The 11,569-nt window shown below is 50.6% G+C and carries 9 protein-coding genes; 5 read left to right on the top strand and 4 right to left on the bottom strand.

Features of this window, described 5'->3' with window-relative positions:
• Nucleotides 1-270 precede the first annotated feature (270 nt).
• The 3 genes from CODIS_RS14960 to CODIS_RS14950 all read left to right on the top strand — a co-directional run bounded on the left by CODIS_RS14960 (nt 271) and on the right by CODIS_RS14950 (nt 4,678).
• Nucleotides 271-753, top strand: coding sequence for an efflux RND transporter periplasmic adaptor subunit (locus CODIS_RS14960; protein ID WP_069126753.1), 483 nt, complete (start codon nt 271-273; stop codon nt 751-753).
• The gene (locus CODIS_RS14955) at nt 690-1,247 is read left to right on the top strand and encodes an efflux RND transporter periplasmic adaptor subunit (RefSeq protein ID WP_154723152.1); all 558 of its coding nucleotides are present in this window, start codon (nt 690-692) and stop codon (nt 1,245-1,247) included. The genes CODIS_RS14960 and CODIS_RS14955 overlap by 64 nt, the downstream gene beginning before the upstream one ends.
• A 263-nt stretch (nt 1,248-1,510) precedes the next feature.
• A complete protein-coding gene (locus CODIS_RS14950; RefSeq protein ID WP_069126751.1) occupies nt 1,511-4,678 on the top strand; it encodes an efflux RND transporter permease subunit in 3,168 nt (1,055 codons plus the stop codon).
• A 219-nt stretch (nt 4,679-4,897) separates the two neighbouring features.
• Here the strand turns inward: CODIS_RS14950 and CODIS_RS14945 are convergent, their stop codons facing one another.
• Entirely contained in the window at nt 4,898-5,950 is a 1,053-nt protein-coding gene (locus tag CODIS_RS14945; protein ID WP_069126750.1) for a hypothetical protein, read from the bottom strand.
• Nucleotides 5,951-6,749: 799 nt separating this feature from the next.
• Here CODIS_RS14945 and CODIS_RS21250 point away from each other — a divergent pair.
• Nucleotides 6,750-7,409 (top strand): VPLPA-CTERM sorting domain-containing protein, encoded by a 660-nt coding sequence (locus tag CODIS_RS21250; RefSeq protein WP_201259036.1) that lies wholly within the window; start codon nt 6,750-6,752, stop codon nt 7,407-7,409.
• A gap of 177 nt (nt 7,410-7,586) precedes the next feature.
• Here the strand turns inward: CODIS_RS21250 and CODIS_RS14940 are convergent, their stop codons facing one another.
• Nucleotides 7,587-8,255 (bottom strand): DUF502 domain-containing protein, encoded by a 669-nt coding sequence (locus CODIS_RS14940; protein WP_069126749.1) that lies wholly within the window; start codon nt 8,253-8,255, stop codon nt 7,587-7,589.
• A 422-nt stretch (nt 8,256-8,677) separates the two neighbouring features.
• Between CODIS_RS14940 and CODIS_RS14935 the strand changes: the two genes are divergently transcribed.
• On the top strand, nt 8,678-9,799 hold the full coding sequence (locus CODIS_RS14935) for a tetratricopeptide repeat protein (RefSeq protein ID WP_154723151.1): 1,122 nt from the start codon (nt 8,678-8,680) through the stop codon (nt 9,797-9,799).
• Nucleotides 9,800-9,812: 13 nt separating this feature from the next.
• Here the strand turns inward: CODIS_RS14935 and CODIS_RS14930 are convergent, their stop codons facing one another.
• Together CODIS_RS14930 and CODIS_RS14925 are read right to left on the bottom strand one after the other, a co-directional pair.
• A complete protein-coding gene (locus CODIS_RS14930; protein ID WP_069126747.1) occupies nt 9,813-10,601 on the bottom strand; it encodes a sulfite exporter TauE/SafE family protein in 789 nt (262 codons plus the stop codon).
• Between the two features lie 53 nt (nt 10,602-10,654).
• On the bottom strand, nt 10,655-11,536 hold the full coding sequence (locus tag CODIS_RS14925) for an alpha/beta fold hydrolase (RefSeq protein WP_069126746.1): 882 nt from the start codon (nt 11,534-11,536) through the stop codon (nt 10,655-10,657).
• Between the last annotated feature and the right edge of the window lie 33 nt (nt 11,537-11,569).

Below are 11,569 nucleotides of genomic sequence, written 5' to 3'. Positions count from 1 at the left end.
ATCAATCGCTAGATTGAGCGGTAATTACACCGCCAAACGAATTTGACGGCTGACGACGGGTAAAAATCAACAGCCTGTTAGTAAAATAGTACTCCATTTTTGAACTTCGGTGATAGATTTATGAAGTCATATCATTGTTCCTCATGCCAAGACCATATGGATATTCCGCAAGAAAATCGGTACCAGACACGTCTCTTTGTTTTGAGACAATGCTTGGTGTTACTGGCATTTTGTTGCGGGAACTTAGCATTTGCTCAACAGAGCGGTCCGATGGTTCTGGTCGACTCAGCCGAGGAGGTCGCACTAATTGAAGAGGTCCCAATAACCGGCAGCGTAATCTCAGCACGTATCGCTAAACTTTCGACTGAGGTGAGCGGTATCGTTGAGCGTATCTCAATCGAGATAGGCGACCAGGTACGGGCCGGTGATGAAATCCTGCAGCTCAATTCGGAGCTGGACAGGCTTTCCCTGGCGGCGGCTCGCGCTGCAACGGAAAGCGCGATCCAGGAATTGGAGGATGCCAAGCGGCGCCTGAACGATGCCAAGGAACTGGCCAAGCGCCACAGCGTGTCGGTCAATGAGATCGAGTCACTGGCGGCTGAGGTCCGCATCGACGGTGCTGAAGTAAAGCGTTACCAGGCAGAGCAGCAACGCCAGGCGGCGCAGCTGAAGCGCCATTCGCCGGCGTCATTAGCCGCAGACTGGTCGAACAGGGCGAATGGATTCAGCCGGGTGACACCGTCGTTGAATTGATCGCTACCGAGGGACTGCGCATCGATTTCCGGGTCCCGCAGTCCGTTTACGCCAAACTGGATAAGTCCACCAAGATCCTTATCAGCCTGGATGCACTGCCTGGGCGAACATTTGATGGCGTAATCGAAACTATTATCCCAGTGACCGATCCGGGCACTCGCACCTTTCTGATTCGGGCAATGCTGGACGATCTGCAAGTGAAGCTGGCACCGGGGATGTCGGCCAGCGCGGTGCTGCGATTGAATACCGGGACTCGAGGTGTCGTGATCCATCGAGATGCATTGATACGCTACCCAGACGGTCGTGTCACCGTTTGGGCGGTCAATCAGAAAGGAGAAAGCGCCACAGTCTCTGAGCAACAGGTTCAAACCGGTTTGAGTTTCAACGGCATGGTCACTATCACCAAAGGTTTGGCCGCCGATACCACCATTGTGGTGCAAGGCAATGAAGCGTTGCGCGACGGGCAGAGTGTTATTATCAAGCGTGAGGAATAAACCCAGATTCCGCAGTTGATCGCTGATATCTGACATAAGGTAATGAAATGCTGAATCAAATACTTAATTACTCACGCACCCCTTGGATGAGTTGTGGGACGCCACATGAATTTGAGAAAAATCCCGATGCACCCAGCTGCATTGTCGTTCTTGTTAAGGGAATAGCCATTAACGGCGAACGACGCCTTGCCGGACACTTCGGGATTTCCCACAAATCCATGTTCAACTGCAGATGTTAGGTTAAGAGGCCACTGGAAAGCGTCATGTTCGAAGCCATGGTCAAACACGGAATTCTGATCGCTGTGGGGACGCTCATCGTGATCGTGCTGGGGATCGTCGCCGCCTTGAAGATACCGGTGCAAATGATCCCCGATCTGGAGGTTCGCACCATCTCCATCCGCACCAACTGGCCAGGCGCTACGCCGCAGGATGTCGAGAAAGAGATCCTCATCGAACAGGAAGAACACTTACGCAGTGTGCGCGGACTTCAGCGCATCGTCTCCTCGGCCTCCTTTGGTCGCGCCCAGGTCGAACTGGAGTTCCCGTTTGGTATTAACCTCAACGATACCCTGATCGAAGTGATCAACGCGCTGAGCCGCGTGCCCTCTTATCCCAACAACGTGGATGAACCGCGTATCTACGCCACCTCCTTTTCAGCCAACTCTTTCATGTATTTCCGGGTTACGCCCTTGCCGGGCAATCCGCGCAACCTGAACATGATCCCCATGCAGGACTTCATACGGGACCATGTGGCCTCGCGTATGGAAACGGTGCCGGGCGTGTCGGAGATCTCTGTCTACGGCGGTGCGGAACGACAAATACAGATACTGGTCGACCCCGCTCGACTCGCCGAACGCAATCGCACCGTGGCCCAGGTGCGCGGTGCCATCCAACAGCGAAATCGTGACGTCTCCGGCGGCGAGATTGAATCCGGCAAACGGCGTTATCTGCTGCGTACCATTGGGCGTGTTCGCGACGTCGAAGATCTGAAAGAGGTGATTGTGGACCATCAGGGCGATGCCCTGACTCGTCTTGGTGAGATAGCGGAGATTCGGCTCGGCCATTTTGAGATCACCCGTTTCTCTTATACGGACGGCGATCCGGTGATCGGCATGTCGGTTCGACGTCAGGCGGGTTCCAATGTCATCGACATCAAGCGGTCCATGATGCCGGAGGTCGAGGCCATCAACGAAGAGGTGCTCAAACCTGCAGGTATGCAGATGTTTCTCGTGGCAGATGACGTGGGTTATGTAGAGGCCTCGATCTATAACGTCTGGACTAATCTGCTTATCGGGGCAATATTGGCCAGTATAGTCATGTTCCTGTTCCTGCGCACCGGCAAGGCAACACTGATCGGGGTGATGGGTATACCGATCTGTACCATCGCCGCTTTCATGGGCCTCATCTTGGCGGGTCGCACCATCAATGTCATATCATTGGCCGGTGTGGCTTTCGCCATTGGCATGACTCTGGACAACAGTATCGTGGTGCTGGAAAGTATCGAACTGTCATGGCGCAAGGGGCTGGACCGATGGCAGGCCGCCGTTGACGGCGTGCGCAAGGTCTGGCCGGCGGTGCTCGCCTCGACCCTGACCACGGTGCTGGTGTTCGTGCCCATCGTGTTTATCGCCGAAGAGGCGGGGCAGTTGTATTCCGATGTGGCCATCGCCATCTCCGCTTCCATCATCGCCTCCATGCTGGTGGCGATTGCCGTGATACCTGCGGCAGCCGCACACGTCTTTAGCGGCAGCAAGGACCATCGGTCTGCAAACAAGGTGGGTTGGAGGGAGTTCCTGATCAAACGTGTCGAATGGATAGTCGGGACACGCATGCATCAGTTGGGCGTCATCGCGGTGGTGATCGCTATCTGTGGCGCGATTATCGTCTACCTCACACCTCCGGCTGAATACCTGCCGGAAGGCGAGGAGCCGAAGTTGTTTGCCAGCATGAGTCCACCCACCGGCTACAATCTCGAAACCATGACGCGCATCGGCCATGAAGTGCAGGCGTATTTCATGCCTTTCCTGGAGCATGGTCCAAGCCAATTTGACCGTGGCGAGACCGAGGTACCGGCCATGGCCTATTTCAATCTGAGCATTCAGGCCACTCGCCTGCGCATCATCGCTCAGCCAAAGGATCCCAAACATATCAAGCCGCTGATGGATGCCGTTGACAGGCAGTATGAAAAGTATGTCGGCATGCGTTCGTTTGTATCACGCGGCTCCATCATAACCAGCAACAGCGGTGGTACTCGCAGCATCAACCTCGACATCTCAGGTCCCTCCCTACAGACCATCTATGCGGTTGCCGCACGTGCCGAATCCCGCGCCAAGCAGGTTTTCGAAAAACCGAGGGTCCGCTCGCAACCCGCTTCGCTGACCCTCTCTCAACCCTTGATCGAAATCAAGCCCAACTGGGAGCGACTGGCACAGTCCGGTATATCCAATGCCGACATGGGCTTTACCATCGCCGCCTTGACCGACGGCGCCTTTGTCGATGAGTTCTTCCTTGAAGATGACAAGATCGATATCTATCTCTACAGCAGTGCGGGTAACAATGCCTCGTTGGAAAGTTTGGATAGTCTGCCGGTCTATACTCCCACCAATGCCGTGGTGCCCCTGTCATCGCTGGCGAGGATCGTGGAGTCAGTCGATACCAGCAACATCCGCCGCGTCAATGGTAAACGCACCGTAACCCTGAGCATCATACCGCCAGACAACATCGCCTTGGAGACAGGGCTGGAGATTGTCAAACGCGACGTGGTGACATATCTGCTGGATAACGGCTTTGTACCCAGCAATGTCAAAATCATCATCTCCGGCGCCAGCGACCAATTGCAGGCCACCCGCGAATCACTGACTGCCAACTACCTGGTGGCCCTTGTCATTATTTATCTGGTCCTGGTTGCGATCTTTTCCCACTGGGGTTATCCCTTGTTGATCATGACCACTATTCCACTGGGAATCGCTTCCGGACTTGTTGGACTCTGGTTGATGAACCAGATCGGCGCCTGGCTGCCAGCCATCGGCTACCCGGCCATGAGCCAGCCATTCGATATGATCACTATGCTTGGTTTTCTCATCCTTATGGGCACCGTGGTCAACAACCCCATTCTGATCGTGCATCAAGCCATGGTCAATGTCCGGGAACACCGCATGGTGGCACAACAGGCTGTGCGCGATGCGGTCGCTATACGCCTTAGACCCATCGCCATGACGACATTGACGACCGTGTGCGGACTGGCACCGCTTGTCCTGATCCCGGGCGAGGGTACTGAACTCTATCGTGGCGTTGGTGTTATCGTGCTGTGCGGGCTGGTTGGAACCGCGATCGTTACCTTGACGTTCCTGCCTGCATTAATCATGGCGGCATTGTTTTTTCATCGTTCCCCAAAAGCAACCGGTGGCACTGAGTCAGGATCAACCCTCTAGCCAGTGAGACCCGATTACCTGAATATCCGCTCCTAGCTGCTTTAATTTATGGAGTGCCCGCCAAAGTAAAGGAAGCCTATTCTGAGGAATCGGTTGGAAAAAGAATCAATGGTGATTTGATTGCCTTTGTTCCTTGCATATCTTGTATGGTCTACTCGATATTGTTACGAGAGCCTTTGTCTTAGGGCCTGTCGTTGGTGTCTAATTCTGCGGTCGTGCTTATGCTTTTTCTTTGTATGTGTGTATAGCGTTTCGAATCAGTTGCGATTCCTCGGGCGGGATGTTCTGGCTCTGTGTATGAGCGCTGATGGCTTCAAGGGCGCGGTGGGCATCTTGGGTTTCCAAGACTTCAAGTGTTTTTATGACGAGCAACCGGCCGTGCCGATTATCCCGCAGACCCCAATTATCCGCATAAAAATCGAAAAGAATTCGCTCAGCGCCTGTAATATCCAATCGCGTTAACACGTCTTTTATGCCACGGTATAACGGCTCCATACCGAGTGGCCCCCAATCTCTGACGTATACGAGAAAAGCCAACATGGTGTGTTCCTGACTTTTTCCTTTAAACCTGAACCTTACCCAATCAGTCAGGCGTGCAATCATCTTCTCGTATATTTGCTCGTTTCCGCTGCCAATTTCGGAGAGGGATACGATCAATACCATCAATTCATTACTGTTTATTGCCACGATATGATAGCTGTCATTCCCTCGTTCCAGCATCCAATAAACCGGCTCGAATTTCATTTGTCTGATATCGCGGTTTACCAGGACCCTGGCTGTTCCATCGATTCCTTCTGCCAGTCGGATTCCCAAGTTGTCTGAAGCAGTGGGGACGGCCGCAACCCGATACTCGAATCCGGAGACAAAATCGTGTGTCTTCCCACTGATTCCAACCTGGCGCTCTCTCAGCCAGCTGATCTCTCCGGTCATGTGCTCCCATGACTGCCAATCAAAAAATCTGAACGACGCAGGCCTGAATCCGAGCTGATTATCTTCGCTGCCGACCTGGGTCTTGTCGATCTCAACAGGAAGATGCAGATAGGGAGTTTTAAACTCCACGCGAAATCCCACGGTAATATTTATCCCTTCTGACAACATGGAGACCTCTGCAGTCACCTGTCGTCGAAATATCCGCAGCAGTGGCATCCGATCCAAAAAAAGTGTACTACCGGAAATCAATAATTCCAGGGAGGCGATTCGCTGCCGGGCTCGTTCAAGCAACCTTCCGGCAGGACCGAGTCCGGTTTTTTGTGTCGGGTATTGGTGTTTCAAGCCGAAATTCTACGTCATCTAAAAACCAAGTTTTTTCCACCCAGCGAATCTCAATTGCTGTCGCGGCATACGTCTAACTTACTAAATTCCCTAATGCACCATAAAAGCTAATATAGCCTGGGTGTAGGAAGAACAGAAGCCCTTCTCTTTGAGATGGATAGTTATTGAACAGTCAATTAGCTAATTTTTCACCCTGATCGCTGAGAATTGTTGTTGAACGTCCCACCGCTACTTGAATATTTCCTTACTCTATTGTGGTGTTGGTGTAATCGTGCTGTACGGGCTGGTTGGAACTGCGATCGTTACCTTGACGTTCATGTCTGCATTAATCATGGTTGCTCTGTTTTTTCGTCGTTCCCTAAAAAACAACTGGCAGCACAGAGTCAGGATCAACCCTCTAGCCAGTGAGACATGACTATCTGAATATCCGCTCCTAGCTAAACTCTGAAATAATATTCATCAACTCCAATGGAGTTTTTCAATAAAATTGTCACGTACCGGACAAGTCTTATTTCTGTCATTAGGGGAATAAATTTCCCAGAAACTGCAGGGTCGGCCGCCACCACAAAGCAGGCCATTAGTATTATCTAACATGTTACATGTCATAGTTTTTTTTACTATAACCAAAGATAATCGATTACTTAAATTTACTAAATAATATAAAAACTGACCGAATAAGTTGACAATACAACTCTTATCTTCTAGGGCATTATTAATGTATACTAATTATCTCTGCTAACATATTGGGTTGCTTATCACTTTACCAAGCGTTAGAAACGAAAAGTTGATGGAGAGTTAGATGTTAATCAGGATTGTTACTTTTATTATTTTCTTGTCATTTCCTATAATTTCCTATTCAGCGTTGATTCAAACCGATTGGTTAATAGCTCCAGGTATTGTCGAGGAAGGTGTCATTACAAGAGATACGTCAACAAGTTTAGAATGGTTGAGTCTGGAACGTATGCTCGGCAGGCCTAGTGATTCAGTGAGTTCATGGATGTCTGATGGGTATTTAAATGGTTGGAGATTTGCCGAAGAAGACGAAGTTGTGGGCTTATTGGTAAATTTTGGATTTCCTGGATATGATTATAGTTTAAACGGATCGCATTCAGATCCTGATTTGATTGATTCGTCGATCAATATTTTAACTAGCTATTTGGGTGATACCGTATCATCAGTATCATCAGGCAACGTGCAATACAGTGGTGTAATTGGCGTAATAAAAGGGCAGGAGGAAGAACTTAACGGGTTCACAGCTTATACCATCAGCATTAATGGGAATATAGAGTATGTACACTATGGCTCATCTTGTTGTGTTGAAGATCCAACAATAAGTAGTACGACTTCTTACTTTCTTGTACGAGAAACACCATCCCCTGTCCCTATTCCTGCAGCTATATGGTTATTTGGTTCTGGATTAATAGGATTAGTTGGATATTCCAGACTCAAGAAAGCTTAAATATAATATGATTTTGAATATCTAAAGGCGACTTAATAGTCGCCTTTTATTATATTAGAAATATGTCCACATTAGGGTAATTAGCAGACTCTCTTTTAGCTAGAGCCAGGAGCCTACTTAGGTGGCATTTTGGACGACATAGCCATTTCAAATAGCTCGAGTCATGTTAAAACAAAATCAGTCTGATTTTTTACTCGTATAAGGCACTTTACCAGGTGCCACCGCACCGCCTGAGATAATGAAACTCATCGCCTCATCAATACTCCAATCCGTCGATACCAGGTTTTCAAGCGGTACTATTTCGAGATAACCGGATGTGGGATTCGGCGTCGTAGGCACATACACCGCCGCGAGCTCTTTGCCACTGTTGGCATCGACCATGGTGCGCGTCACGAAGCCAACTGTCTTCATATCGGAGGATGGAAACTCGATCAGCACGACTTGTTGCACATTTTCCGGTTTCTGCTCCAAGGCTGATATCAGTTTTTTCACCAATCCGTAAACATTCTGAACGACTGGCAGGCGCTGTACGGTCGATTCGAAAAAGAAAAGGATCTTGCGGCCGATCACCCGGCTCACCAACCAGCCAACAAGGTAGAGACCCAAGAGCATGATGAAAACGGCCAAGGTATTTTGAAACCATGGTTCAAGAAGCCATTGAGCGATTGAGGGGTACTCGTTCTGGATACTGCGCGAAAGCATCCTGGCCCATGGTGATCCCAGCTTGGAAAGGTGATTGAAGATATACTTGAAGACCAGCCATGTGACCCAAAGGGGAATCAGGGTGATTATTCCGCTGATCAGATAGCGCTGGATATGCAGCGTTCGAGATTTTGTCCCGCTCATGTCTGCCCATATGTTATTACTGTGAATGAATAATGTTCATGCGTAACCATTACTTTGCCTATTGTACATAACCAAGCCTCGAAAAACGGCCACCCATGGCCACCTTTTTGCTGTCAGTGTTAAAGATATAAAATATGGCGGATGGAAAAGGCTTTGGATATCCATAGAATATGTATTAAAGGATGCTTATGGCTATTTCTCTAGCGGTTTGCCCGCAAGTATTTTAGGTAACTATCTGTATCAGAGCCAATTTAAGACCGTTACGGTACTATGAGTATCACCAGGAACGGGACGAAATGTCATTATTTAATAAATATGTTTGACTGAGCGGCAGCTCTGGACTTTGCTTCATTACATATGTAACAGTGTTTATCTAGACCCGGTCTGTGAGCGGTACTCCGCACACGAACATGGATACAAATATGCTAACTGCCATCATCCACCACATAAAAGCAGGAATTTTTGGACGATCCGCCCGGATCTTCTCCTTCACCGCGATCGTTGCCTTAATGATCACAACCAACCTCCAAGCCGCGGCAGACGCGCTGAGCAACAATCATGACGATGGCATGGCCATTACTTTGATCATTGCTTTGATGATTTCCCTCACAGTGGGAGCTGCGCTCATCATCGGGCTTGTTTTCTGGGGACGCAAACAAGATCATATCGGTGAAATGATGCTCTTTTGCATGAAGTTCCTGTTGAGATCGGACGACGTGGCCGAACGCTGCGCTTCCGCCAGGGCACTGGGGGAATCAAGGGATGACGGGGCCTTGCTGGTGCTGGTTGACATTATCGCTGACGAGGAGGAGCCCGAGGAGGTTCACAAGGCCGCCAGGGAAGCCCTGCATCAGATGAGCGAGCTTTCACGTAAGCATCTCGATGTCTTTGCGGAACTGGAGATGAATATCGAACTGCAGGACACCGAGGGCATCATCAACACGGTCATAGAGAGATTCGAGCAGGGCAAAAAAAGATATGCCCAGAGCGCCTATACAATCGGCCGCCACTATATTCGGCTGGGACATTTCGTGGAAGCCCGTGAGTGGCTGACAAAAGCCGATATCAGAAATCGTAAATTCAATCTTTACGGTGACCGTATCGATTACTGGATCGGCATCTGCAACCGTAATCTGCTGGCTGAAGCGGATGCCTCATACGACGCGGCAGACTACTACCAGGCGAAGGAGCATTACGCAGTACTTGACCACGGACTCAACAATGAGGAAAAGCGACAGTGCGCCATCTACCTGCGCACCACCTGTGTCTACTGCAAACTGAAAGACTACATCAATGCCGACCAGGCGCTGCTGCAGGCGTTGGAGAACAATCATCAAACCGATTATGCGCTTGAGCTGGTCCCTTTGCTGCGTCAATTGTTGAATCCTGCCGATGACCGGCAAGGCAAGCTCAATGAAGTGGAAACGAAACTTGATACACTTTCAAGCGATATCATGCTCAAGATCAAAAAAACATTTGTCGGGCCCGCTGACCCAATACCGACGGGCTCAGCTACACCTGTGGGGCAGGAACTGTCGAGTTAGGGCCTATTAACACTTACCCGGTCGGGCCGGGTTGAAAGTAGGTCTCGTAGAAGAAATAGAGTGTTATGACACTACAGGCAAAAATGATGAACGACCTCACGCTGCGTTGAGATAGCCGGCGCGACAGGTGGGCAGCCATATACCCCCCGGCCAACGTACCGAGCATGACCGTTATGCCCGCAAACCAGGCAATCATTCCATCATAGATAAACAGCAAGATGGCGACCAGCGATATGACTGTGGAAATAAGCAGTTTCACGCCGTTCATGGCATTGATATCGTTATAGCCCGCCAGTGCCAGGTAGCTGAGAATGATTATCCCGAGACCTGCATTGAAAAACCCACCATAGACGGAGACTCCCGCCAATAGCACTACCAGCAGCAGACCGCCGAGAAGCGAGGCGTGCCGATATCTTGTGGCGAAGTCTCTCAGACTCCTGTTTAAACGCCCGCCAAAGATAAACAAAAGAGTGGCGAATAGCAGCAACCAGGGAATCGCTTGCCGAAAAATCGACTCCGGTGTCTGCAACAGCAACAGCGCACCCAGACCTCCACCTATCGCACTTATGCCGATGATACGCGGCAATTGAGTCCGGCAGGCGGCCAGCTCCCTGCGCAAGGCAAAGCTCCCACTCAGGTACCCGGCACAGGAGGCGAAGGTGTTGGTCGCATTGGCGCTGACGGGTGGTACACCGACAAACAGCAATGCGGGAAATGTGATAAAACTACCGCCACCAGCGATTGCATTCAGCATACCCCCCAAAAAACCCGCACCGAACAGAAATAGCGGTTGGTAAGTCATGACCGCCCGACTGTAACCGAATCCTCACCCAATGAACAGCTGGTGTAATCAGTTCAACGGATACTGCGCACAGGGGTGAGGCGAGCATGCCCTCGATTGCCCTTGCGACCCTTCATATCATTCCCAATCCTGGTATCGCTCCGCACCTTGGATAAAACCCAGTTGATCCCCTCAATCACCCTGTCTGGTTCATCCTTGTGAACGTAATGTCCACCACGCCTGGCTACCAGGTGTATACTGCGACTGCTCAATTCGGCCAGATCGACCTGCATCTCCGACCACAACTTATCCCAGCCGGCCGAATTTATTCCATGCCCCGGCGCTCTACTGATTACAGCCAGTGGTTTGTCACCCATGGTGACAGGCAGTCTCGATGTTTGTACGGCTTTGTACTCATCCACGGCATGCCTGGGAAGCAGGGATTGCACCAGGCTTGGCATGGAACAACCGTTGAGCGCTCGCTTTAGACAAGCCTGGGTCATCATCGGGTGACGACCATCCACCAATACCACACCGGCCACTTCACCCGGATAACGCTCGACGAAATTAAGCACATAGAGTCCTCCCAGGGAGTGCCCGACCAATAGATAGGGAGGTGTATGCCCTGTCTGTTTCAGCAACAGGCGCAGTTCATCCACGACCTGGTCAGGATTGCGCGATCTGTTCGATGCTCTACTGGGAAAATAACCTGGCCGGCTGTAGGCAAAAACCCGTGAGATTTGCGCAAGCTCATCCATGATCCCATCCCAACTCGTCATGCCATCACCCAGTCCCGATTCCAGCACGATAGTCACATCGCCTTCACCAACGGAGGTATAGCCGACAGCGCTCCCCTCCAGCTCAACACGCTCGCTGTGGCGCAGTGTTGTACAAGCCGTCAACAGGCAGCCACCTATCACCACGACTGCCAGGTCTTTCAAGAATCGTATTTTCATCTCATCACCTTATGCTGAAGTCCAGCCGTTGAT

This window comes from Candidatus Thiodiazotropha endolucinida, assembly GCF_001715975.1.
GTDB classification, from domain to species: domain Bacteria; phylum Pseudomonadota; class Gammaproteobacteria; order Chromatiales; family Chromatiaceae; genus Thiodiazotropha; species Thiodiazotropha endolucinida.
The sequence above is the reverse complement of the archived record's forward strand: the minus strand, read 5'-3'. Positions and strand labels throughout refer to the sequence as shown.

What these genes read in the sequence shown, in the direction of transcription:
- CODIS_RS14960 (WP_069126753.1), top strand. Translation starts at nt 271, where the DNA reads ATGGTTCTGGTCGACTCAGCCGAGGAGGTCGCACTAATTGAAGAGGTC.
- CODIS_RS21250 (WP_201259036.1), top strand. Translation starts at nt 6,750, where the DNA reads ATGTTAATCAGGATTGTTACTTTTATTATTTTCTTGTCATTTCCTATA.
- CODIS_RS14925 (WP_069126746.1), bottom strand. Translation starts at nt 11,536, where the DNA reads ATGAAAATACGATTCTTGAAAGACCTGGCAGTCGTGGTGATAGGTGGC.
- CODIS_RS14935 (WP_154723151.1), top strand. Translation starts at nt 8,678, where the DNA reads ATGCTAACTGCCATCATCCACCACATAAAAGCAGGAATTTTTGGACGA.
- CODIS_RS14950 (WP_069126751.1), top strand. Translation starts at nt 1,511, where the DNA reads ATGTTCGAAGCCATGGTCAAACACGGAATTCTGATCGCTGTGGGGACG.
- CODIS_RS14940 (WP_069126749.1), bottom strand. Translation starts at nt 8,255, where the DNA reads ATGAGCGGGACAAAATCTCGAACGCTGCATATCCAGCGCTATCTGATC.
- CODIS_RS14930 (WP_069126747.1), bottom strand. Translation starts at nt 10,601, where the DNA reads ATGACTTACCAACCGCTATTTCTGTTCGGTGCGGGTTTTTTGGGGGGT.